The organism is uncultured Psychroserpens sp., from assembly GCF_947500255.1.
Classification (GTDB): Bacteria; Bacteroidota; Bacteroidia; order Flavobacteriales; family Flavobacteriaceae; genus Psychroserpens.
In genome coordinates, this window is sequence record NZ_CANMRL010000001.1 from 724,267 (window position 1) to 750,055 (window position 25,789).

Genomic DNA, 25,789 nt, shown 5'->3' on the forward strand with positions numbered 1-25,789 from the left:
TAATAAGTATTTTTGCGTAAATTCGCATGTTTGCTTTTTGAGTAAAAAAATAAAAAAAATTAATTCATCCCTATGAGAAAGAATTACTCCCTTATCTTACTAGCCTTTTTGTGCGCAAGCTTTTCTTGTTTTGCACAATACGATGTAGACTTTGAAGATGACACCAAGGTTGCCTATGCATCTAACACCGTTACTTTAAATGGTATTAACTGGGATATGACCGAGGCCTTAATAGGTACTACTGCTAGTGATTATAAAAACGCTCTGCATTCTGCCAGATTTAGAGGAAGAAATGGTTCTGGAATAACCATGTTAGCCAACAAAGCAAATGGTATTGGTACCATTTCATTTGAATACAGACGATTTGGTACTGACGGAGCACAACAGCCCTGGGCAGTTGAGTACTCTACAAATGATGGAAGTAGCTGGACTCAAATTGGTAGCGATTTTACGGCTACAGCAACAGTTCAAGTGTTTTCTGAAACTGTAAATGTTACTGGAAATATTCGAGTTAGAATCGTCATAGCTTCTACACCTGGAACTTCTGGTAATCGTAGAATGAATGTGGATGACATTTCTATATCAGACTACACAGTAGTTGCAGATCCTGACTTATCAATTACAGGAACTACAGATCATGGATCGTCATGCTTAACTACAGCTGCATCAACTATACAATATACAATAACAAATAATGGAACGTTAACTGCAAATGGAATTAATGTTGTTTCAGATGATGCTCAATTCGTTATAAGTAATTTGTCTTCAACAACAATTGCTCCATCTGGTACTGCAACCTATGATGTTACGTTTACACCTTCTGGTACAGGAACTCAAGGAGCAACAATAACTGCAACTAGTTCAACTGCAGGAAGTAATTCACCTACAAGTAATGTAACAGGTACAGGAATTACAGTACCATCTATTACAACACAACCTGCCAACCAATCTGTTTCGCAACCAAATACAGCTTCGTTTTCTATAGCTTCAAGTGATGCAACCTCTTATCAATGGGAAGTATCGACAAATGGAGGAACCATATGGAATAATGTTACTGGTGGTACAGGAGCAACAACCGATACTTATACAACAGGAGCAACAGCAGTTGCAATGGATGGTGACTTATATAGATGTATTGCAACAAATACTTGTGGATCTACCACATCAAATAGTGCCATGTTAACTGTGACTATTTTAGCCGATGTGGTGATTACAGAAATCATGTATAACCCTCCAGCTGCAAATGATTACGAATGGATAGAAATCTGTAATCTTAATGGCACTGCACAAGATGTAAGTGACTATACAATAGATGTTAATGGAACAACGAGGTTTACATTTCCTTCAACTACTACAATTCCAGCAAATACTTGTATTACTGTCTTATTAGGACATTTAGGGTCATCTCCTGCGCCAGAATGTCCATTTACGCCAGATTATTCTAATCCTGTTGGAACTACGAATTTCCTGATCAATGGTGGAGCTACTATTACACTGGAATCTCCAGCTAATGATGTGATAGATTTGGTCGCTTACGATGATGCTGATAGTAATGCTACTGATGGTAATGGTAGTTCTTTTCACGTTATTGACGCCACTGCAGATAATTCTGATACAGATACAAATTGGCAAGCCGTATTAACCGGAGGTTCTCCAGGAGATAACACTCTAGTCTCTCCGTGTACAGTACCAGAGATACAACTTGTTGATGATTCAAATACCGATCAAGCCTGTGGCGCTTTTGTGATGGCGTTTGGCTCTCAAGCCACTGGTTTTGATACTGATATTACTTTTGATATTGACAATGATGGAGCTTTAGGTTTAACCGTATCTTCATTTGCTATTACTGGGGCTGCTTCAGGAGATTTTTCGATTGTTTCTCCAGCTACTCCTTTTGTTGTTGCTGCAGGAAATACTCAAACGGTGACCGTAAGATTTACTCCGAGTGTTATTGGCTTCAGAAATGCAACACTTACTATTAATAATGATGATTCTGATGAATCTGCTTGTACCATAACTCTACAAGGTACAGGCGCTTCTCCAGCTCCTGAAATAAACGTTGAAGGAGATATAGGAGCATTTCCTGATATTGCTGATGGAGATCTTACACCAAGCGGTACTGATAATACATTATTTGCTGCCCAGTTTATAGGATCGTCTCAAGAAAAAACATTCAGAATTCAAAACATAGGAACAGATGTATTAAACATATCTAACATTACTGTTGGTGGAACTAATCCAGGCGATTTCACTATAACGGTAGCTCCAGCATCAAGTGTTGCTATATCTAATCTTACAGTATTTGAAGTGTCGTTCTCTCCACTTGCTGCTGGTATAAGACAAGCAGATATTATCATTACTAACAATGATGGTGATGAAAATCCTTATAATTTTAGAGTTCAAGGAACTGGGAATTGTGTTGCAAATGCAATAACATTATCTCCAAATTCTGGACCTGAGGGAACTATAGTGACTGTTACAGGAACAGATTTAAGTACAGCAACAGCTACCTTTAATGGTTTAGCAGCAACTGTTAATAATATATCTAGTACAGTTATGGAAGTTACAGTTCCTAATGGTGCGCTAACAGGAAATTTAGAAATCACTGATGATTTAGGTTGTCCGGGTAATGCTGCATTTACTGTAATAGACACTCAAATTGGAACCTGCGAAGGTGGTTCGGCACTAGGTGAGTTATTCATAAGCGAAGTTACAGATGCAACCTATGGTAGTTTAACATATATAGAAATTTATAACGCAACAGGTGCTAATGTGAATCTAGCTAGCTATGAGGTTAGGGTTTATGCCAATGGTAGTACCTCTAGTTTTACATCTCAAACCTTAAGTGGGACTATTAATGCTGGAGACACTTTTGTTCTAACTACTGGTACTTCAGGAGTACTTGGAAGTTCACTTTGTGCTACACCTGGTGGAGACGGTTCTTATGGAGATCTTGTAAGTTCGACATTAGCTGGTGTGAATGTTGTCAATAATGAGCATGATTTTATTGGTCTTTACAATTCAGGTACATTAATAGATGCCTTTGGAGAGTTTGGAGTTGACAATTGGTTGAATTCTACATCTATAACAGGAGATAGAGGTTTTAATTTCAGAAGATTAAATACAGCCACACCTATTCCTACTACAACATTTAATACTGGAGATTGGAATATAATTGATTGGGCTGGTTCTGGTTCTGCTACATGTGTAAGTACAAATGATTATTCGGATATAGGTGTTTATGACTTCTCAACAGGTACACCTCCATTAATAACCGCTCAACCAAGCTTACCATCGACTGATTGTAACCTTACAGTATCACTTAGTGTTACTGCCAATGAAGGTTTTTCTGGCGGAAATTCATTAGCTTATCAATGGTACTTTGCTGCTCAAGGTGACTTAAACTGGACAGCTATTACTAATGGAGCAACTTATTCTGGAGCTACATTAGCTACATTAAATATTTTAGATCCTTTTAATTTAGATGGTTATCAATATTACTGTCAGGTAAGAGAGGATGATGCAACATGTTATACTGCTAGTAACGCTATTAAATTAGATATTCCAAGAACCATTTGGGATGGTACGAATTGGTCTTCTGTTCCAGCTATTGATAAGGTAGCCGTTATTGATGGAGATTATGATACGAGTATTGGTACAAACGGACAAACAAGTTTCGAAGCCTGTATCTTAATTATTAATGCTACCCATACACTAACTATATCTAATGGAACTTATGTTGAAGTTGAAAACGATCTCACTGTAGATGGAAACATCTTGATTGAAACTGATGGTGCATTTGTTCAAAATAACGATTCTGGAGTTGTAGATGGTGCAGTGACTAGTGATAAAACGAGAAGTACTGTTGAAAAAGAAACGGCTATTTTAAATTCGTATCAAGAGTATACCTATTGGTCATCACCTGTCTTTGGAGAAATTATTAGTGATGGTTTAAGTGAAGCTTCTTCGGTAAGACGTTTTTGGTATAATGGACAAAACTTTAGAGACTCTTTTCAAGAAACTAATAACGACAATACTGCAGTAGCTGGTCAAGATGATATTGATGATGATGCCAATGACTGGCAAACAGCTGGTGCCGCAATGGTAATGGCACCTGGTATTGGATATGCATCAACTCATAATGCTTTAGGCTATGTTGGTGTTGCACAATACAAGTATACGTTTGAAGGCCCTTTTAATAATGGAGTTTACAACATCCCTATTTATAGAAATGATGCAGAAACAAATGATAATAACTGGAATTTCATAGGTAATCCTTATCCTTCAGCTATTGATGCCGACTTATTTTTAACTGCTAATGCTAGTATTGACCAAACAGTAGGTGCTACTAATGGTGCTATTTTCTTTTGGTCTCATAATACGCCTGCAGATGGAAACACTAATGGTAATGAAGTACTGAATTACTCGCAAAGTGATTATGCCATTATAAATGGTACTGGTCAAACAGCCGGTGGAGATGGTGTTGTTCCAGATCGCTTTATTCCTTCAGGTCAAGGGTTCTTTGTATCTATGTCTGATGCATCTCCTTCTACTATAGTTTCAGGATCTATAAGAACAACAGATGTTGTATTTAATAACAGTATGAGAGTTACTGGAAACAATTCACAGTTCTTTAGAACGACAAGTGCTTCAATATTTAACAAGATTCGATTAGATTTAACTTCAGATAACGGTGTTTTCAATCAAATACTTGTTGGTTATGTAGATGGAGCAACCAATGATGATGATGGCATGTATTATGATGCACACAAAAACCTATCGGCTAATGCTAATGCGGTATTCTACTCATTAATTGATAGTTCTAGCGATAAGAAATTTGCCATTCAAGGGAAAGCAACAAATACTTTGACAATTGAAGAAGTTGTTCCTTTAGGATTTTATACAACTATAGATGAGGCTACTCTATATACTATATCTATTGCTGAATTACAGGGTGATTTCATGAATAATAATACGGTGTATCTAAAAGATAACTTATTAGATATTACTCATGATTTAAGCACCAACGATTACGTCTTTACTTCTGAAGTTGGTGAATTTAATTCACGTTTTGAAATCGTATTTCAACCTGAAGCACTTTCAGTAAATGAAAATGATATAGATCCTAATAATTTTACAATTGTTGAATTAAATGATGGTGATGTTAAATTTTCAGTAGGTAATGCTTTACTTATACAACATGTTGAAATCCTTGATGCTATAGGGCGTGTAATTTATCAGCTCAAAGGAAATAACAATGTGGAAACTTACAATTTATCTCGTTTAAGTCAATCGACTTACATTGCGAGAGTGACGCTTTCTAATGGGCAAGTAATTACTAAGAAAGCAGTAAAAAGAAAATAAACTACACAAGAACAATAAAAGACAGAGGTTTTAGTATATACTGAAACCTCTTTTGTTTTAACACCTATAAACTATAACGCAGTGATAAAATCAAGTTTCTTCCGGGAGCAGCAATACCTGAAGAATACGTTTGGTAACGCTGGTCTGTTATATTCTCTAAAGATGCGATAAATGTTGCTGCATCGGAAATTTTATATTTCGTTCTGATATTAAATGTATACCAAGATGGTGAGTAAGGATTTCCATTTTCATCTAATGCGTAAATAAAATCTTTTGATTGTTCTGAAGGTGCAAATTGACTAAAGGACAACTCACTATTATACTCGGCAAATGCATCTATTTGAAATTTCTCGTTTTGCCAAATAAAGTGTGTGTTTCCAAAATTTGGAGCAATATGCCTAACAGGCACTTCAACACCTTCATTATCTTCTGTTCCACCAAGAATGTTATATTGTGATGAGAGTTTTAAACGTTCTGTAAAGTTAACAAGAATGCCTGCCTCAAAACCATAGATCCATTCTTTTGATGCATTTTGAATAGCCTGTACATTGCTTAATTCACCATCATATTCAATTTGAGATGCACCATTCAATGTAAAATCTCTTCGAATCAATGCATTATCTAAAAAAGTATAATAAGTAGCCATTTCTACAATGAATGTATCATCAACATTTAATCGAAACCCAAGTTCTCCACCATAAGCATATTCTGGTCTTAAATTAGGGTTAGGCACCACAACCGAGCCTGGTTCTGAATCAAACACCTTACCTATATCATCAATATTTGGGGCTCTAAATGCAGTAGACGCATTAAATTTCCATTGCATCATTTTTGAAGGTATCCAGCTTATTCCTGCTGTTCCTGTAATTGCTCCAGCATTAAGTTTAGCTTTATCAAACGGGAGATTCAAGAATTCGTTGTTTTCAGTAAAATCTGCATTAGCTGTGATATGGTTATACCTCAGGCCAGACTGAAATACGAATTTAGAATTAGGCTTATACTTAAAACTGGCATAAGCGGCTATAGATTGCCAATTGGATCCGTTAGGATATCTTGATACGCTTGGCATGCTTGTATTAGTTGTAATGTTTGTCTCAATTCCTTCAGAATTAACATTGTTGTAAACATATTCTAGTCCGTAGAACAGTTTTGTCTTAGTGCTTAAACTTTTCTCTAAATCTACATTTAAAGAGTAGGCATCTACAGCTTCTTCTCTTATATTTCTAATTTCAGATTGAAAATCTCTATCTTGTCTACTCTCTTGAAAGTTTTGATAAGCAACTGTTGCTTGAATTTTATCATAAAGATTAGAAGCACTGCTCAATTTTGTCACTTGAAAATTACCCATGAACCAACGTTGCGGTCCATAGTTCCACTCGGCAGAACGCAGGTTATCATCTCTATATCTAATTAATCGATCATATCTAGGGTAAGATGATGTTGTGGTATAATATAATCCCAAATCGAAACTTAGGTTTTCTTTCGGTTCATACCTTACTTTCTGTAAGAAATTGATCTGGTCATAGCCAGTTGGTTTTTGAATACGAGGATTTTCATTTTGAACAACAACGTCTTCTCCGTTAATAGTTTCAACATACTCAGGCCTTAAATAATCATCTGGACCGTGCTTTCCCATCCTTAAGTCATCAAAATCTGTATAACTCACACTACTCAGAAAAGCCCATTCCTTTAAGCCAAAATTTAAATCTAAATGTCCTGTTTTTTCTTTATTTGCAGAAGCATACCTTAATGCTGCATTAGCATTAAAGTATAGAGAATCTTTATAAGATAACTGTGGTTTTTGCGTGTAGAAACTCATAACGCCACCAATGGCGTCACTTCCATAGACTACAGATCCAGCTCCAAGGGTAATTTCGGTATTTTGAATCGTAAAAGGATCGATAGAAATGACATTTTGAATATTACCACCTCTAAACGTTGCATTGTTCATTCGCACTCCATCAACAGTAATTAAAAGCCTGTTCGTAGAAAAACCCCTTATCATTGGGCTGCCTCCTCCTAATTGACTCTTTTGAATATATACATTTCCTGTACTTTCAAGAAGATCTGCACTGGTTTGTGGGTTTTCAAACTGAATGTCTTTAGCACTTATATTCACAATAGTTTGCGGTATATCGCGTTTACTTTGTTCAAATTTTGAAGCTGAAATAACCACTTGATTTAAATCTTCTATCCTTGGTGTTAAGTATATAATAAAATCTACACCAATTTGAGATATTTTAATCGCTCTTTTCTTATATAGAATATTTTGAAAATAGACAGTTTCATTAGCTTCGAACAACTCTAAAGATGCCTTTCCATCTATGTTAGTCACAACAGACTTATCCTTTTTAAAGTTGAAAATGGCCACACCAGATATAGGTGCCTTTGTGCCTTCTTCTAAAACAGTAACGGTTTGTGCATTACCTATTAAAAATGAAAGGATAAATAAAACTGAAAGTATAGACTTCATAAATTTTAATTAAATACCTGATTGAAAATTTGTAGGGATTTTGGTTTTTTAAAGCTGCCCAAATGTAATTCAAAATATAGCAATAGCATAGCGAGAAATGATTGTCTTTGTTTTGAATTCAATTTTATACTTTCTAATGCATCAAAATTTATGCCTAATAGCTGTTTAAGGGTTGTTAAATTTTCACCTGAAATACTGTAAATATCTTCTTTTTTAGATTCAAAAAGACCATTGTTTAAATTGAAATACATTTGATTAGTATTTGTTGTATCAGGATAAAAACCTAAATGTTTTGTTAGGTTGAGTAAAAATAATAAATGGAAATTTGAAAACTCATCTTTAGTATCCAACCATCGAAAGGTTGTTTCTAGATAGTCATAAAGTTGTTCGTTTTTCTCCTCTTCCCTAAGAACTGAGGCCAAAACCTCAGCTAAAAACATTACGATTGAACTCTTAAGTATGTTTGTATGTAAACTAGTAAAGCTGTAATCTAATCGTAAATCTTTAATGGTCTGTAAAGATTGATTCTCTCTATAACTCTCCTCTATCTGCAATTGAGACAATAGTTGAAAATAGGCAATTTTAGATTGTCCCTTCTTAGAATTTAGAACACCTCTTAGTAAATAACTTACAACGCCTCTATGCCAGGTAAAGCATTTTACGATAAGATCATTGTCCCTATATTTGAGCTTGGAAAGAACAATAACTTTAGTTTTAATAAGCATTATAGAACTTGTTATCTAACAATTAAGAGCTTTAGAACTTTGGTTTCAAAAGAATCTAAATCAGAGATTAAGAGTAAATACACACCAGAAGCAACAACATTACCTCTTAGATTTTTTCCATTCCAAATTCCGGTACCACCATCGATAGCGAAATTATAATTAGATGATCTTTGGTTGACACGAGATTGAGCTTCGGCAACAAGGTTGCCCTCTATATCGGTAATCTTTACATTCACGTTTTCGGTTAATCCCGAAATCTTAATCCCTTTATTAATATCATTTAAATCATCAAAACCTAAAATATTATACTCTGGTCTTACAGGATTTGGATACACAAACGCCTCTTCAAGATCTTCTTTTGGTTTTGTACCTCCAGATGAGAATGATACTAACCCTCTAGTTGTTGCTATAAATACTTTACCCGATTCAGGATCAATAGATATGTCTGTTATGGTATTAGAAGGCAATGGTGAATTATCTGTTGTAAATTGAAATATCGTTTCTTGACCATCTGGAGAAAAATAAAAAATACCGGAATCCAATGTTCCGACCCATTTATTATCTGAACCATCAACTTTTATGTCTGTAATAAATTGATTTGATAACAATTCGGTAGGTATTCCGTTTTCTAAAATCACAATCTCATTAACTCTTGGGTCTGGGTCGTCAACAAAATTTGAGGTATTAAATAATACTCTTAGTCCTTTACTTGTTCCTATCCAAAGTTGATTTCTACTATCTAATGCAAGCGCTCTTACTTGTTCAGATGGCATATTTTGTTCTTCAGTAAATACAGTATTTATTTGTTGTGTATCTGTATTATATCCTATGACACCTTTTCTATAAGCAGCAACCCATTTCATACCTCCACTTCCAACGACCACATCAGAAAACCCTTGTTCTCCATTTAAAGCATCTGGTAAAATTTCGGAAAAACTGAAACCTTGCCATTGATTTGTGGATGGATCGTACGATTTTAAAGCGCGATCTACTTTAGAGGTCACTGTCCACATAATTCCATTTCTATCAAATGTTGATCCTGCTTGACGTATACTTACAAAATTTGGAGCAGGTGGAAATATCAAGGATTCCAACCCACTGTTATTTTGATTATATTTTATTGTAGGTACTTCATCATTAATTTCGACAATACCGTCTTGAAATGAGCTAATAAAAACCTGACTTGGATTAAACGGATTTATAGCTATATCACATAGGTTTCGGGCATTAAATAAGCTATCGTAAGGAATATTGTTCCAAGATTCTTCTCTAAAAACACTAACCCCTCTTTGCCTGAAAGGACTAGGATTAAAAGATCTATTATAATCGCCGTAAGTTACCCATAATACGCCATTATTTGCTTGTATTTTAAAGGCCTCATTTCTTAAAGGGCCTTGCGGTAAGATAATATCATAATCATCAGGTGTATCTTGAATTGTTTTTAGAACACCAGAACCAATAGTACCTATATAAATATCATTTTCGGAAATTGTAGCCGAAGTAAAATCGGTATCAAAATTTTCATTTGTGGTTGCGCTTTGAACTTCTACAAAGTTTTCATCATAAACAAAAACTGTTTCCTGAAGCGCCACGACTAAATTATCACCGACTGTTCTAACATCTACAGGTAATGTTGGATATACAAGTAATAGATTTAAATTATCATTTACAATTTCATATATAGATTTATTAAGTCTTACTGCATATAACTTACTTCCTACCTGTTGAATAGCGACAAAATTACCAAAAGAGATGGTTGTCCACTGTTGAAAATCAATCAAGTTTGGATTGGAAAGCGATGCCTTTTTTATAGCATTACTTGAACTACATGCGGCATATATAAAACCATTAGAAATGGTTGTTTGATTAACAATTATCTGACTACCTCCGTTACCTAAGAAATAAGTATCTCCAAACTGCAATTGCTCTAAATCATAAACAGAAACCCCATAATCTGTAGAAATATAGAGGAGTCCATTATCTTCATTAAAATGATTAATCCTTTTAAGTGTGGGGGAAATAGATTCTTTTTCTAGGATATCAACAACGGATAATATTTCAGAGTCTGAATCAAAAATGATTTCCATTAATCCCGTTTCATAACCAACAATCAATACATTAAAATTATCACTATACCTTATAGTAGATATTGTTTCTCCTGATAAACCGTTAATTGTGGTTATTGTTTCTATTTCATTGGTAAATATATCATAGCTAAATATAGCGTTCTCTGAAGCTGCATAAATTTTGTCGCTACTTTGAGTGACATCTTTTATATCAAAATAAGAGAAGTACCCTTCCCAAAGCGTAGAAAAATCTTGAGAATTACTTTCAAAAGAAATTAAAACTAAAAGGATACATATTATTCTTTTAAACATACCAATTGTTTTTGTCAAATATATTTATATCTAACGACATTTTATCAAATATCATATAAGCTTAGTAAATAAAAAAGCTTTCAGGAGTTATCTGAAAGCTTTTTTTATTTATTTATAATGTAGATTATACAACACCTTGAGCAAGCATTGCATCAGCAATTTTTACAAAACCAGCGACATTAGCGCCTTTTACATAATCGACATAACCATCTGCTCTTGTGCCATATTCAACACAAGACTCATGAATATCATCCATAATTTTATTAAGCTTTTCATCAACTTCCTCTCTGGTCCAGCTTAATCTTAATGAGTTTTGACTCATTTCTAATCCAGAAGTAGCTACACCTCCAGCATTTGATGCTTTTCCTGGTGAAAATAATACTTTAGCATTTTGAAACGCTTCAATAGCTTCTGGTGTTGTTGGCATGTTAGCGCCTTCGGCAACAGCTATAACATTATTAGCTATTAATAATTTAGCTTCGTCTCCATTAAGTTCATTTTGAGTTGCACAAGGTAACGCAATATCACAGTTAACAGACCATGGTCTTTCTCCTTTATGAAATGTAGCCGTAGGATATGTATCAATATACTCACTTATTCTACCTCGTTTTACATTCTTAAGATTCATTACAAAAGCTAATTTATCGGCATCAATGCCATCGGCATCATGGATATATCCAGAAGAATCAGATAATGTTACTACTTTAGCCCCTAATTGTGTTGCTTTCTCACAAGCATATTGTGCTACATTACCAGAACCAGAAATTACTACTGATTTCCCTTCAAATGAATCACCATTAGTGGCTAACATGTTTTTGGCAAAGTATACACAGCCATAACCTGTCGCTTCTGGCCTAATTAATGATCCACCATAGCTAATCCCTTTTCCTGTTAAAACACCAGTAAACTCATTTTGTAATCGCTTATATTGACCAAACATATATCCTATTTCACGTCCACCAACACCTATATCTCCAGCAGGAACATCAGTATTAGGGCCAATATGTCTAAATAATTCGGTCATAAATGATTGACAAAAGCGCATTACTTCATTATCACTCTTCCCTTTTGGATTAAAATCAGAACCTCCTTTTCCACCACCCATTGGCAATGTTGTTAAAGAGTTTTTAAATACTTGCTCAAATCCTAGAAACTTAAGAATGCTTAAGTTAACTGATGGATGAAAACGTAAACCTCCCTTATATGGACCAATTGCAGAGTTAAATTCTACCCTAAACCCTCTATTTACTTGAGTGTTACCTTGGTCGTCAATCCAAGGTACTCTAAAAATAATAGTACGTTCAGGTTCAACCATGCGTTCCAATAACATTTTGCCTTGGTATTTAGGGTTCTCCTCTATAAAAGGGATTACAGTTTCTGCAACTTCATGTACAGCTTGTAAAAACTCAGTTTCGTGACTGTTCTTATCTTTTACAAGATTTAAAAAAGCGTCAATTTTTTCTTTCATTTATTACAGTATTAATAATGTATGTAAATTTTTATAGCACAAAGATACATTATCTTTAAAATGTACCTCTATTTTTTTTCATATTCTCAATGTCAGATTATTTATATGTTAATTTAATATTATGCAATTGTTCGGATATTTTTACATTTCGTCTAATTTTTTGGTAGTTCATCTAGTTTTTATATATTTGTTTGCGAACAAGCCCTCAATAAAATGAAACCTATGACGTTTAATTTTAAACAATTAACATACTTATTCGTATTTATACTTGGTATAAACGAATGTTATTCTCAGCTTGGTTTTTCTCATGAAATTGGTGTCATAGCTGGACCTGTAGCCTTTCAGTCTGACTTTGGTGTTAGACGAGATTTTGAAACAAATGCAGGTAATACTGGTATTGGAATTGGTATAGTACACTACATAAATTTTGCTTATAGGGCTGATTGTAACTGTTATACAACAGATACTTTTTTTAATGATCATTTTAAATTACGAAACGAAATTTCCTGGAATAAGACAAATTTAGACCATTTTGGAAAATGGGCTGATCCTTCTAGAACAAGTGAAAACGCAGAACGTTTAAGACGACACTCTGGTGTGGCACAGAATTTTGATATTGGTACACAAATTGAATTTTTTCCAAAAAGTATTCGTTCATTCCAAGCTTTTAGCTATTCATTTGCACCATTCATAAGTCTAGGTGTGCATTTTACATCTTATAACCCAGAAGTGTCAACCACATATGGTGATGGGAATATTGATAACATAAATAATTTCTGGATACCTTGGGGACAAGCTGCTGTTCCAAACGCTAATGAAGATCCATTTCTATTTAATGGCAACGATACAACTTGGTCTGTTGTAGGAAGTGTTGGAACACGTTATAAATTAACTGTACTATCAGATTTGATGGTTGACTTAAGGTGGCAGTATTACTTTAATGATAAAGTAGATGGCTTAGATCACAACTTAAAATCCAACAAAGCTAACGATTGGCTAGTTTGGTTAAACTTTGGGTATATTTATTACCTCGATTGAAAAAGAAAAATTTTAAATATAAAAAAGACCAAGTTAATGCTTGGTCTTTTTGCTTTATATCCATTTCAGGTTGTTTACCCAATGGCTTGTTCTAGATCTGCAATTAAATCATCTTCGTCTTCTATACCAACGCTTAATCTAATTAATGAGTCAACAACGCCTGTTTTTTCTCTTTCTTCTTTTGGAATACTAGCATGTGTCATACTTGCAGGGTGGCCAGCCAAAGACTCTACACCACCTAATGATTCGGCCAAAGTGAAGATCTTAAGATTTTCGACAATCTTAATTGCTTCTTCATAGTTGTTTCCTTTCGTTGTAAAAGATACCATCCCTCCAAAATCATCCATTTGTGTTTTTGCGATGTCATGATTAGGGTGACTTTCAAAACCAGGCCAATATACGGTTTCAATTTTGGGATGATTTGCTAAATACTCGGCAACTGTTTTACCATTTTCACAATGACGTTGCATTCTTATGTGTAGTGTTTTAATACCTCTTAATGCTAAAAAACTGTCTTGAGGTCCACATACAGCTCCACTAGCATTTTGAATAAAATACAAACGATCTGCCAAATCTTTATCTTTAACGATTAATGCTCCCATAACCAAATCGCTATGTCCTCCTAAGTATTTTGTAGCAGAATGCATCACAATATCTGCACCTAAGTCTAGAGGTCGTTGTAAATAAGGCGTCGCAAATGTATTATCAACAGCTAAAAGGATATTATGTTTTTTTGATATAGCAGCAGTAGCTTTGATATCAATAATATTCATCATTGGATTAGTAGGTGTTTCTACCCAAATCAATTTGGTATTCTCATTCACATAACTTTCAATATGTGACGCATTTTCCATACCTATAAAGTGAAACTTAATACCTAACCCTTCAAATATTTTGGTAAACAAACGATACGTTCCACCATATAAATCATTTGTAGAAATCACTTCATCACCAGGTTGCAATAATTTTAAAACGGCATCAATTGCTGCTAATCCAGAGCCAAAAGCTAAACCATGATTACCATTTTCGATACTAGCAAAAGCATTCTCTAGAGCATTTCTGGTAGGATTGTGTGTTCTTGAGTATTCGTAACCTTTGTGCCCTCCAGGAGTGGATTGCGCATAAGTTGATGTTTGATAAATTGGTGGCATTACACTTCCATAAGCTGGATCATGTTCTTGCCCTCCATGTATTGTTTTTGTGTTAAATTTCATTTGTATTATTTCAGTTTTTAAAATTCCTCAGTCGTAAACTAAGCAAAATCATTTCAGGGTATTGTAGTATGCAACAAATTTAAGGTTTAATTCGTTCTATTCAAATCTATATAATACCTTTATTGTATGTTTAACAGAAACTATTAAATTTTGAAAAAAACAAGCCTCATCATCATTATCTTAACCTTAGTATATTCTTGCAACAAAGAAGTTACAATTGACTTTATTGAACAGCAAATCGAAACCTCCCAATCGGCCGAAATATCTATAGTTTATCCTAAAGCTGAAGGCACAGAGGACATTGCAAATCGCATTAACACATCTATTCAAAATTATATTGTCAAACAAATTAATTTTTCAGAAGATTCTCAAACAAAAGGTTCTATTGATGATGCCGTAGCAAAATTTAATTACGAGTTCTCTAGTTTTAAAAATGAATTTCCAAATGACGCTCAACAATGGGAAGCTTTTATCGATGGCGAAGTTACGTATCGCTCACCAGAAATTATCAGTATAGCTATTAACTCATATTTAGACACAGGTGGCGCTCACGGAAATACCACTGTTCGCTTTTTTAATTTTGATCCACAAACTGGAAAATTACTCACAAAAAAAGAACTCATTTCAAATACTGAAAAACTTTCAAAACTAATTGAACATAAGTTGATAGATGAAGTTAAATCAAAATCTGGCAATGAACCTGTCGAAGATTTATTCTTCGGAAAAGATTTTCAGCTACCTGAATCTCTAGGTTACAGTGATGAAGGTTTGATCATATTATACAACCCTTATGAAATAGCTTCCTATGCGCAAGGGATTATTGAATTTACTATTCCTTTCGAAGAGGTAAATTCTTTCTTAAACAGAAGTTAATCTTTCTGTTTTGACAAACGTTTGATTACTGGTTCTACTGTAAGTCCTTGACCAATTATTGAGAATACGACAATTATATAGGTTATCACTAAAAACAAATCGCGATGCATATCTTGAGTTAGACTCAAAGCCAATGCAATTGAGATACCGCCTCGTAGCCCTCCCCATGTCATAATTAAGTTAGTGTGCCTTACAAATTCTAATTTCTTTTGGAAGAATTTGATTGGTAACCATAAGGAAATATATCTACTTAACAATACTAATGGCACTGCTATTAAACCAGCTAAAACATAATCAAAACTAAAGCTAAGCACTAATATTTCCATGCCAATCATTACAAAAAGAACCGTATTTAAAAGCACATCGATTAATTCCCAAAATTTATCAACGTACATTTCGGTGATTTCAGACATAGCCGATTGTCGTACTGTATCATTTCCAACAATTAAACCAGCAGTAACCATAGCTAATGGAGCAGATAAGTGCCAGTAGTGCGCTAATAGACTTCCTCCCATAACTGTTGCAATAGTAATAATAACTTCTACTTCATAATCATCTATAGACTTTAACAGTTTATAGGTTATGTATCCTAAAATAAGACCGAGAACTATACCTCCAATGACTTCTTGGCCAAATAGTTTTGCTATTTCTCCCACCTGAATTGCTGCTTCAGGTTTTGCTGCAATGGCAAAAATTGTTAGAAAAACAACAACTCCCACACCGTCGTTAAACAAAGATTCTCCTACAATTTTAGTTTCTAATTTTTTTGGTGCTCCAGCTTTCTTGAGAATACCCAAAACTGCAATAGGATCTGTTGGCGAAATTAAGGCACCAAATAACAAGCAATAGATAAATGCAACATCAATTCCTATAAACTGAAGTAAGTAATAGGTTAATACACCTACTAAGAAGGTAGAGACCAAGACACCTAAGGTTGCAAAGACCAAAACCGGCCATCTCTGCACTTTAAGTTGATTAAAGTTTGTGTGTAAAGCTCCAGCGAATAAAAGAAAACTCAACATGATATCCAGTAAAACTGTTTTGAAATCAATTTGAGAAATGAGCTCCTTTTCACGCAACAACAAGGTATCATCGAACTGTCCTATAGCGATTATAATTACTGTAAATACAATAGTGATTAACATCAAACCAATAGTTATTGGCAGCTTCAAAAACTTAACATTTATATAACCAAAAAGTGCTGATAACACTATTAAAACTGATGCTATTCCATAATAATCCATAGGTAACTAAATTTTCGATAAAAGTAACTATTTTTCTTTTGAAATCAGTTTACTTTGCAAAGTACATCGCCTATTAAACATCTTGGTAATTATCAAGGTTTTAAAAAAACTTTTATGAAAAAAATATACTACTTGAAGACCTGTAGCACATGCATAAGAATTATTAAATCTTTGGATTTACCAGATGATGTTGTATTTCAGGATATAAAAACGGAAGACATTACAGTAAAGCAAATTGAAGCACTTGAAAAATTGGCTGGTAGTTATGAGGCTTTATTTAGTAAACGTGCAAAACTCTACAAGGAAATGGGCTTGAAAGATCAAAATCTCACCGAAAAAGATTACAAGCACTACATTTTAGATCACTATACTTTTTTAAGCAGACCCGTTATTGTATACAACGACCAAATATTTATTGGTAATAGCGCTAAAACTGTAGATGCTGCCAAAGCCTATATTCACGCAAATGAATAACAGGAGATACGCAATACTTGCTTTATTCATGGTTCAACTGCTATATGGGTTGAACTATACTTTTGCCAAAATTGTCATCAATGAGAATTTTGTAAAACCTTTTGCCCTTGTGGTTTTAAGAGTTGGTGGAGCTACCTTGTTGTTTTGGCTTACAGGATTATTTTTAAAGCGAGAAAAAATTGACAAAAAAGATTATTTTACATTTTTCTTAGGTGCAATGTTTGGCGTCGCTATAAACATGCTATTGTTCTTGAAAGGATTAGAGTTAACAACACCTATTCATGCTTCAGTTATTGTAACCATAACACCTATAATCATCCTAGTACTTTCTTCCTTTTTCTTATCCGAAAAAATAACTAAACTAAAGGTCTTAGGAGTTGTATTAGGATTTTGCGGAGGTGTTCTATTAACTCTGTTAGGCAAATCTACGCGTATTGGTGACAATGTACCCTTAGGTAACTTATTCATCTTTATTAATGCCATATCTTACAGTATATATATCATTATTATTAAAAAATTGACATCTAAATACCATCCATTCACACTTATAAAATGGCTATTCTTAATTGGGCTAGTATTGGTTTTACCTTTTGGATATACTGAAGCTACAGAAATTCAATGGGAAACTTTTACACCTTATGTATGGCTTTCGGTACTATTTGTAGTTGTTGGTGCTACGTTTGCTACCTATGTGTTGAATCCGTTCGCATTACGATCATTAAAAGCGTCTACAGTAGGTGTTTTTATTTACTTACAACCAGTAATAGCAGGAATGTTTGCTATAATTATGGGTGTAGATGCAATAAGCCCTGTAAAGCTCATTGCTATGCTTTTAATTTTCTCTGGGGTTTACTTGGTGACCAAAAAACCAAAACTATCAGCTTAAGTTTTTAGGCACTTTCCCACCTGATCTGGTATCTGCTTTAGTTAGCACTTTGAAGTTTTCCGACTTTGGAAATTGCAACATCAATACTTTTAATGGTTCTGGAAGTACGGTCAAACTTCTAGCCTTTAAATCTATCCATGCGCCTAAAATATCGCAGGTTGCTAAATGCTTCCCTTTTTCATTATAAAAATTGTGTTCAAATTTAAACAACATGCCGTCATCGCTCAATCCAGAAACTGCCAGCGTTACTGTTATGGTTTGACCTAAAAATGATTCTTTGAAATAATAAATTTGTTCAGAAAACACCACTGGTCCAATACCATGTGCTATTAATTCTTTCATAGAAAATCCATGTTCATTTAAAAAGCCAACTCGTGTATGGCTCATAAAATTCACGTATGCTGAGTTTGCTAAATGACTATTAGCATCAACATCACTCCAACGTATTTCAAAATCTTTTTTATACATATTTCTTTTTTGAAGCTGCAAAGTTATTGTTTTTTATAATCAACTTAAACTCACGTTGCGATTTTCCTTACCTTTGCTCAACTTTTAAAATTTGTCCATGATACAATCAATGACAGGCTATGGAAAATCTGTATTACAGCTTCCAACCAAAAAAATATCTATTGAAATAAAGTCACTTAACAGTAAAAATCTTGATCTAAATGCGCGTATGCCTTCTATGTACCGTGAAAAAGAATTAAGTATAAGAAAGCTTATTGCTTCTAAATTGGTAAGAGGTAAAGTTGATTTTTCGCTTTATATGGAAATCACTGGAGAAGAAACGTCGACTCAAATTAATCAAACGGTTGTTAAACAGTATATAAAGCAATTAAAAGATGTTATCAATACTGGTGAGGAAACCGAATATTTAAAAATGGCCATTCGTTTACCAGATGCTGTGACCACCGAACGTGACGAAATTGATGAAGACGAATGGAAACAAATTGCTGAAGCTATTGATAATAGTCTTGACAAAATATATACATACAGATTGGATGAAGGTAAAAGTCTTGAAGCAGATTTTCTCGCTCGTGTGAAAAATATTTCAGGACTGCTCGACGATGTGATTGCTATGGATCCAGATCGTATTGAAGGTGTAAGAGAACGCTTAACAAAAGGGATTTCTGAAATAAAGGAAAAAGTTGACGAAAATCGTTTTGAACAAGAATTAGTCTATTACATAGAAAAATTTGATATCACCGAAGAAAAAGTACGTTTAAGCAACCACTTAGATTATTTTCAAAAAGCTTTAAAATCAGATGACTCCAATGGTAAGAAGCTTGGTTTTATCACTCAGGAAATGGGACGAGAAATCAACACCATAGGTTCTAAATCAAATTATGCACCAATGCAAAAATTGGTGGTACAAATGAAAGACGAACTTGAAAAAATTAAGGAACAGTTGTTGAACGTTCTTTAAAAAACAACATTCTAAATCTTATTTGTGAAAGACAAAAAACCCATAAAAAAAGGAAAGTTAATTGTGTTTTCGGCTCCTTCAGGTTCTGGAAAAACAACAATAGTGAGGCATTTACTAAAACAAGAAGAACTCAATTTAGAGTTTTCAATTTCTGCGACTTCTAGAGAAAAACGTGGAAAAGAAATTCATGGAAAAGATTATTACTTTTTGAGTTTAAAAGAGTTTAAAAATAAAATAAAAGCCGATGAGTTTTTAGAGTGGGAAGAAGTTTATAGAGATAATTTCTACGGGACTTTAAAAACTGAAGTTGAACGTATTTGGGCTAAAGGTAAGCACGTGATTTTTGATATTGATGTATCGGGCGGACTACGAATAAAAAAGAAATTTCCTGAAGAAACATTGGCAATTTTTGTTAAACCTCCAGATTTGAATGAGCTTATCATAAGACTTAAAGAACGTGGTGAAGAAAGTGAAGCAAAAATTAGCATGCGTGTTGCTAAAGCTCCAGCTGAATTAGCTACTGCACCATTATTTGATGAGATTGTTCTTAATAAAGATTTAGATAAGGCACTTGAAAACGCCTATGATTTAGTGTCAAATTTTATCAATGAAAAGTCATGAAGGTAGGCTTGTATTTTGGAACCTTTAACCCAATTCATGTTGGTCATTTAACTATTGCAAATCATTTAGCAGAATATAGTGATTTGGACAAAATTTGGTTTGTAGTAACACCTCATAGTCCTTTTAAAAAGAAAAGTTCATTACTCGACAATCGTCAACGCTATGAAATGGTATATCGCGCTACAGAAGATTATGTGAAATTAGAGCCTAGTGATATTGAATTTAATTTACCACAGCCTAATTACACCATTAATACTCTAACGCATCTTCAAGAGAAATATCCAAAATATGAATTTGCATTAATTATGGGAGAAGATAACTTGAAGAGTTTTCATAAGTGGAAAAATTATGATCTCATTTTAGAAAATCATAACATATATATTTATCCGAGAATTTCTGAAGGATCTGTAGACACCCAATTTGATGATCATAAAAAGATCCATAAAGTCAATGCTCCTATAATGGAGTTGTCTTCTACCTTTATTAGAAAATCTATAAAGGAAGGGAAAAATGTTCGCCCTATGCTACCTGAACATGTATGGGAGTATTTAGATGAAATGAATTTTTATAAATAAATCTTTCTTTTTTTTTCAAACCTATACAATAATCTCGACGTATATAACGTTAACATCATATTGATGTTAAACTTGATGAAAAAAAATTTTATACATCAAAAAAAAATCTATATTTTTATTGTCTAAATATTTAAATCCCACATGAGTTACACACTTATCATAGGTTTTTCTCTCTTAGCGCTCTTGCTCTACAAGGTTTATGAATGTGTGAAACGTAATAACCTCACAAAATTAGGACGAATTAAATTTGGAATATCTGCAGCTTTAATATTTGCATTTATCACCACAGGTTACTTTTTAACTTACCCAGATTCTTTGTACTGGTTCATATTTTCAGCTGTTATTATTCTCTCTCTTAGTTTGTCTTCTGCTTTGGTAAGAGATGAAGCAAAACGGTACTTAGCTTTAAGCACCAAAGACAAAATGATCAATGCATGCTATTATGCATTGTTACTAGTATCTCTCAATATCATTTTTTAAAAATGATAAAACGCATTTTCTAAATGCTCAATATCAAATTGTTTTCCGTTTTTTACTATCGCAATAATATCAAATCGCACCTCAACGTCAAGTGCATTAGATTTTACAAATTCATCAACAGCTTTAATTATGCGTTGAATTTGTTTTGGCTTTAAAAAGTCTTGAGGATTCCCAAAATCTTTTGAAGAACGCGTTTTAACCTCTATAACAGCTAGAACATTCCCTTTTTTAGCAATAATGTCTACTTCGGCTTTTTGAAATACATAATTTTGAGCAAGAATCTCGTATTCGTTTTTCAATAAAAAATTGATAGCTAATTGCTCACCTCTTTTTCCTAGCTCATTATGATTTGCCATATCACTAAAATAGAAAAATAGTATTACTTTTAAGTTATTAATTTAAATACATAATTCATCAATTCATTATTTGACTTTCCGTTTAGCTTTGGTCAAAAAAGCTCTTTACTCCTGATTTTCTTTTTTCATGGCATTGTCTTTTCGTTTTTATTATTGAGAAAAGGTATAACACATAATAGTAAGTCAAGTAAATGGTTAAGCTTATTACTTTTTTTGTATGCTATGTATATCACACCTTATATGCTGGGATATGCCAATTGGTATTCGGAAAAATTGACTAGGGAAATCTTGTTTTTTATACCATTTATGCAAGTCCTATTAATTGGCCCTGTGGTTTATTTTTATACGCAAAGTTTATTAAATACCTCATTTCGATTAACGAAAAAAGATTGGATTCATTTCATACCAGCTTTACTTTATCTCATATATAGTCTTATTGTTTTTGTGACAGATAAATTGGTACTTGACAGTTTTTACTTTTATGCAGATGGCAGAGACAAAGACTTAGCTAATTGGTATCAAGTTGCCGGTTTAATCTCAATGAGTTTTTACTTAATATTAAGTTTAAAATATTATGCTAACTACAAAAAATTAATTTTTGAGACTGTGAGTTATGCTGATACCATATTATTTCAATGGATACGAAATTTCATGATCGCTTTTCTAGGTATTTTAATTTTACGCGTTTTATTTTTCATTCTAAATCCCGATTGGGGCGAATTTGGAAGTCAATTCTGGCATTACATCTCTTTCTCTTTTGTTTTTTATTATATCTCAGTTAATGGTTTTTCTAATGCTGTGAAGTCTTCTATACTGTCCACTACAAATTCGGAGAATCTCGATTTTTTCCCGAAGGAAAAAGAGCAATTAACAACAACTCCAGACAATCCTATCGAAAAAGATATTGAAGATTGGAAACCCAAAATATTGGCCTTAATTAATAACGATAAAATCTATGAAAATTCTACATTGACCTTGTCTGATGTTGCCAAAAAATTAGAAACAACGACCAAAGTTGTGTCTTCTGTAGTTAATTCAGGTTTTCAAATGAATTTTAATGACTTTATTAATCATTACAGAGTTGAAGCCGTTATTGAACAGCTAAAAAAGGGAGAACAAAACACCAAAACACTTCTTGGTATCGCATTAGAATGTGGATTTAATAGTAAAGCCACATTTAATCGAGCGTTCAAAAAAAACACATCACTTTCACCTAAAGAATATCTTGTTAAATTATCTTAAAAAGAGGTCTCAAATCTAGATTTGAAGCGTTTTGCATTGTATTTCATATGACTTTTGTATCAAATTAAATTTTTTAGTCATGAAAAAAACAATTACCCTATTCGCTTTACTAATTTCAATTTCTCTAGCTGCACAACAGCAAATAAAACAAATTGATTCAATAGTTAACTCGAAACTAACTTCTAATGATCCTGGGTTATTTGTAGGTATTGTTCAAGACGGAAAAATCGTTTACGAAAACTACAAGGGCTTGGCAAGTTTACAGCACCAAGTAAAGATTGATGAGAAATCAAGGTCGAACATCGCTTCTACAGCCAAACAGTTTACTGCTTTATGTATCCTAAAGCTGAGCATAGAAAATAAATTAAGTTTGGAAGACGATATTCGAAAATATCTTCCTGAGTTTTATCCTAAAGTCAATGAGGATATCAAAATTAGACATTTGCTTAATCACACCAGTGGTATTAGAGATTTCTATGACCTTATGAGCATACAGCAAAATCCTTGGTGGAGTCAAGAAGGTTTAGATAATGATGATGCTATTGCATTATTAGAAAAACAGGAAGATTTAGCTTTTAAGCCAGGATCAAGATATATGTATAGTAACTCTGGGTATACATTACTTACTAAAATTGTGGCAATCGTTTCTGAAATGTCTTTTCACGACTATTCTAAAAACCTATTTGAAGAATTCGGAATGCAACATACAACATTTCTAAAAAACTATATGCATGTGATTCCTAACCAAGCTTTACCGTATTCTGATTGGGGAGATGGTAAATGGCAACAATATCCAATGATTACGAATTTATATGGTGATGGTTTTCTATTTACAACATTGAAAGATCAGCTTATTTTCGAACAGGCTATTCAAAATGCTCAAAAATCAAACAATCAATTACTTATACAAAGTCAGAAGCCCATCCAAAATAGCAAAATCACTACCTACGGTTTTGGATTAGAATTTGGAAAGCGATTAAATTATGACGCTATTCATCATTCGGGTGGAACAGGATCATATCATTCACAAACGATACGAATTCCGAGTCAGAAGTTATCAGTTTTTGTAATGAGTAACAATAGTAACCTCTGGAGTGGTGCTATTGCCGATGAAGTCGCTAAAATCTTATTACCAAAAAAAGACGTTAAAGAAACTTATGATGATCGTCTAACAGACATCTCAAATAATACACAGCAAAATCAACTAATTGGACAGTACCTATCGCCTAATGAATATTTGATACGTATTGAATCTAAAGACGGTAAACTCACATGGAGAAACGGTAACAATAACCCTATTGAACTTACTAAAGAACAACCTAACGTCTATGCCATTTCCTATAATACTAAACTTAAGATTGGGTTTCTCTCTGATCAATTGATTCTCTTTTATCCCTCAGGAAAAGCAAATGTATATTCAAAGATGCCTGAAGAAGAAGTTACACTTTCTGACTTAGAAAGCTTTGAAGGTAGTTATTATAGTACTGAATTAGATGTTGAATTTAGTATTAGACTTTCAGAAAACAACACACTTATGGTTGCATTACATGGATGGAACAATGAGCAAGAACTTGAAGTTTTAAATAGAAATGAACTTTTGGTTTTTGATTATATCATGAAAGTTGAAAGAGACCAATTTAATAGAGTGATTTCTATTTTACTCACTACAAATCGTGTCTTAAATAATAAATTCATCAAGAAAACAAACCTGAAATTTCAACCCAAAATTTCTACTGAAAATGGCTCAATAAATGTCACGACGATAGGTTCAAAAAATGGGGAGTCATCACAAATTTTACTGACTAAAAATTACGAAAATGGTAATGAAATTTGGTCGCAACAATTTGGCGGTAAAAGTTATGATAAAGCGAGTTCGATTATTAATACCAAAGATGGAGGGTATTTAATTATTGGATCTACAAGCTCCTATGGTAATGGTAATTATGATGTTTATGTAGTAAAGGTGGATAAAAAAGGAAAGAAACAATGGAATAACAGCTATGGTGATTTCTATAATGAATATGGTTACACTGCTGAGCTAACTGAAACAGGGTATTTAATCAAAGGAACTAAGCAAAATTGTAGCTCAAATACTGATGTTTTAAATAGAACCTGCACAACCAATGCTTGGTTTATAAATATTGATAAAGAAGGGAATGAAATTTCAAATAAAGTTTTGGAAGAAATTAAAGAGGCTTATAATTAGCATCAATATAAGCAATGGCTTCATCTTGCGTTAGCACAGCAAACTTTTTATAACGATCATGTACATCGACAATTTCATCTAATGCCTTTTCAACGAGTTCTCTGTTTTTCCATGTATTGAGATGTGCCACCACTGTTTTTAAGCAACCATTCTTATAGGCTATTTGACCAAGTACATGCACCAATGTATCAGAAACACGTCGTGTGTCGTCAAACTCAAGTTCTTTTAACAATGGCAAAATGTCTTGTGGATGTGTACGTCCTCGAAGTTCAATACCATGGCAAATTTCTCTTCGTATTTCTTTATCAGCATGTTTAAGGTACGATTTTGCCCAAGTTAAAACAGGCTCTGGATTTTTCTCTCCCATTTTCTTTATAGAGCCTATTACGGCATTACGCACACGATGATGGTCATCAAACAAACCCATGTCCATGAAATCTTGAATTTTATCAAAATGAAATTTCCCTATTTCTCCGGCAGCATTGATTACAGTTTGACGTATTAATTCATCATCAGATTGCATCAAAGTGTTTAATACTGAAAAAATTTTGGTTTGTAATGATGATTGTGAATAAAAGATCTTGCCTATAGCTAGATAGCCCGTTTTGCGTATATAAGTATCTTCATCTGAAAAATAGGCAAGAATATGTTCTATTTTGTCTTGAGATAAGTCGCTCGCAATTTCAGTATTTATTTGGGTAACTAAGAGATTCCGTTCTTCTTTTGATAAGTCGTAGAATGCCATG

Annotated in this window: 20 protein-coding genes; 11 read left to right on the plus strand and 9 right to left on the minus strand. The window is 33.5% G+C overall.

Features of this window, described 5'->3' with window-relative positions; genetic code table 11:
* The first annotated feature begins 72 nt into the window (after positions 1-72).
* Positions 73-5,364 carry a choice-of-anchor D domain-containing protein gene (locus tag Q0783_RS03085; protein WP_298893223.1) on the plus strand — a complete coding sequence of 1,764 codons (5,292 nt, stop codon included), beginning with the start codon at positions 73-75 and terminating at the stop codon, positions 5,362-5,364.
* 64 nt (positions 5,365-5,428) lie between these two features.
* Here the strand turns inward: Q0783_RS03085 and Q0783_RS03090 are convergent, their stop codons facing one another.
* The 4 genes from Q0783_RS03090 to gdhA all read right to left on the minus strand — a co-directional run bounded on the left by Q0783_RS03090 (position 5,429) and on the right by gdhA (position 12,408).
* Positions 5,429-7,837: a TonB-dependent receptor gene (locus tag Q0783_RS03090; RefSeq protein ID WP_298893225.1), complete on the minus strand. Its 2,409-nt coding sequence runs from the start codon at positions 7,835-7,837 to the stop codon at positions 5,429-5,431.
* A gap of 5 nt (positions 7,838-7,842) precedes the next feature.
* On the minus strand, positions 7,843-8,562 hold the full coding sequence (gene recO, locus Q0783_RS03095; protein WP_298893227.1) for a DNA repair protein RecO: 720 nt from the start codon (positions 8,560-8,562) through the stop codon (positions 7,843-7,845).
* 11 nt (positions 8,563-8,573) lie between these two features.
* The gene (locus Q0783_RS03100) at positions 8,574-10,940 is read right to left on the minus strand and encodes a two-component regulator propeller domain-containing protein (protein WP_298893229.1); all 2,367 of its coding nucleotides are present in this window, start codon (positions 10,938-10,940) and stop codon (positions 8,574-8,576) included.
* Positions 10,941-11,064: 124 nt separating this feature from the next.
* Positions 11,065-12,408, minus strand: coding sequence for an NADP-specific glutamate dehydrogenase (gene gdhA, locus Q0783_RS03105; RefSeq protein WP_298893231.1), 1,344 nt, complete (start codon positions 12,406-12,408; stop codon positions 11,065-11,067).
* 222 nt (positions 12,409-12,630) lie between these two features.
* Between gdhA and Q0783_RS03110 the strand changes: the two genes are divergently transcribed.
* A complete protein-coding gene (locus Q0783_RS03110) occupies positions 12,631-13,446 on the plus strand; it encodes a glutamate dehydrogenase (RefSeq protein WP_298754069.1) in 816 nt (271 codons plus the stop codon).
* A 74-nt stretch (positions 13,447-13,520) separates the two neighbouring features.
* Here Q0783_RS03110 and Q0783_RS03115 read toward each other — a convergent pair whose 3' ends face one another.
* Positions 13,521-14,660, minus strand: a complete 1,140-nt coding sequence (locus tag Q0783_RS03115) for a cystathionine gamma-synthase (RefSeq protein WP_298893233.1) — start codon at positions 14,658-14,660, stop codon at positions 13,521-13,523.
* A 150-nt stretch (positions 14,661-14,810) separates the two neighbouring features.
* Between Q0783_RS03115 and Q0783_RS03120 the strand changes: the two genes are divergently transcribed.
* Positions 14,811-15,533 carry a DUF3298 and DUF4163 domain-containing protein gene (locus tag Q0783_RS03120; protein ID WP_298893235.1) on the plus strand — a complete coding sequence of 241 codons (723 nt, stop codon included), beginning with the start codon at positions 14,811-14,813 and terminating at the stop codon, positions 15,531-15,533.
* On the opposite strand, the gene Q0783_RS03125 is transcribed toward Q0783_RS03120, so the two are convergent.
* On the minus strand, positions 15,530-16,777 hold the full coding sequence (locus Q0783_RS03125) for a sodium:proton antiporter (RefSeq protein WP_298893237.1): 1,248 nt from the start codon (positions 16,775-16,777) through the stop codon (positions 15,530-15,532). The two genes, Q0783_RS03120 and Q0783_RS03125, sit on opposite strands and share 4 nt — an antisense overlap.
* A 114-nt stretch (positions 16,778-16,891) precedes the next feature.
* Between Q0783_RS03125 and Q0783_RS03130 the strand changes: the two genes are divergently transcribed.
* Both Q0783_RS03130 and Q0783_RS03135 read left to right on the plus strand, forming a co-directional pair.
* Positions 16,892-17,251: an ArsC/Spx/MgsR family protein gene (locus tag Q0783_RS03130; RefSeq protein WP_298754061.1), complete on the plus strand. Its 360-nt coding sequence runs from the start codon at positions 16,892-16,894 to the stop codon at positions 17,249-17,251.
* A complete protein-coding gene (locus Q0783_RS03135) occupies positions 17,244-18,137 on the plus strand; it encodes a DMT family transporter (RefSeq protein ID WP_298893238.1) in 894 nt (297 codons plus the stop codon). The genes Q0783_RS03130 and Q0783_RS03135 overlap by 8 nt, the downstream gene beginning before the upstream one ends.
* Here Q0783_RS03135 and Q0783_RS03140 read toward each other — a convergent pair.
* On the minus strand, positions 18,129-18,605 hold the full coding sequence (locus Q0783_RS03140; protein WP_298894162.1) for an acyl-CoA thioesterase: 477 nt from the start codon (positions 18,603-18,605) through the stop codon (positions 18,129-18,131). The two genes, Q0783_RS03135 and Q0783_RS03140, sit on opposite strands and share 9 nt — an antisense overlap.
* A 97-nt stretch (positions 18,606-18,702) precedes the next feature.
* On the opposite strand from Q0783_RS03140, the gene Q0783_RS03145 reads away from it, so the two are divergent.
* From Q0783_RS03145 to Q0783_RS03160, 4 genes are all read left to right on the plus strand, one after another.
* On the plus strand, positions 18,703-19,563 hold the full coding sequence (locus Q0783_RS03145) for a YicC/YloC family endoribonuclease (RefSeq protein WP_298893239.1): 861 nt from the start codon (positions 18,703-18,705) through the stop codon (positions 19,561-19,563).
* A gap of 24 nt (positions 19,564-19,587) precedes the next feature.
* Positions 19,588-20,184 carry a guanylate kinase gene (gmk, locus tag Q0783_RS03150; protein ID WP_298893240.1) on the plus strand — a complete coding sequence of 199 codons (597 nt, stop codon included), beginning with the start codon at positions 19,588-19,590 and terminating at the stop codon, positions 20,182-20,184.
* Entirely contained in the window at positions 20,181-20,759 is a 579-nt protein-coding gene (gene nadD, locus Q0783_RS03155; protein WP_298893241.1) for a nicotinate (nicotinamide) nucleotide adenylyltransferase, read from the plus strand. The genes gmk and nadD overlap by 4 nt, the downstream gene beginning before the upstream one ends.
* A gap of 141 nt (positions 20,760-20,900) precedes the next feature.
* A complete protein-coding gene (locus Q0783_RS03160) occupies positions 20,901-21,239 on the plus strand; it encodes a hypothetical protein (RefSeq protein WP_298893242.1) in 339 nt (112 codons plus the stop codon).
* Here Q0783_RS03160 and Q0783_RS03165 read toward each other — a convergent pair.
* Complete coding sequence (locus tag Q0783_RS03165; RefSeq protein WP_298893243.1) at positions 21,236-21,595, minus strand: YraN family protein; 360 nt, start codon at positions 21,593-21,595, stop codon at positions 21,236-21,238. The two genes, Q0783_RS03160 and Q0783_RS03165, sit on opposite strands and share 4 nt — an antisense overlap.
* Positions 21,596-21,901: 306 nt before the next feature.
* On the opposite strand from Q0783_RS03165, the gene Q0783_RS03170 reads away from it, so the two are divergent.
* Both Q0783_RS03170 and Q0783_RS03175 read left to right on the plus strand, forming a co-directional pair.
* Positions 21,902-22,837: a helix-turn-helix domain-containing protein gene (locus Q0783_RS03170; RefSeq protein ID WP_298893244.1), complete on the plus strand. Its 936-nt coding sequence runs from the start codon at positions 21,902-21,904 to the stop codon at positions 22,835-22,837.
* Between the two features lie 79 nt (positions 22,838-22,916).
* Positions 22,917-25,043 carry a serine hydrolase domain-containing protein gene (locus Q0783_RS03175; RefSeq protein ID WP_298893245.1) on the plus strand — a complete coding sequence of 709 codons (2,127 nt, stop codon included), beginning with the start codon at positions 22,917-22,919 and terminating at the stop codon, positions 25,041-25,043.
* On the opposite strand, the gene Q0783_RS03180 is transcribed toward Q0783_RS03175, so the two are convergent.
* Positions 25,024-25,788, minus strand: coding sequence for a HEAT repeat domain-containing protein (locus Q0783_RS03180; RefSeq protein WP_298893246.1), 765 nt, complete (start codon positions 25,786-25,788; stop codon positions 25,024-25,026). The two genes, Q0783_RS03175 and Q0783_RS03180, sit on opposite strands and share 20 nt — an antisense overlap.
* Position 25,789 lies beyond the last annotated feature (1 nt).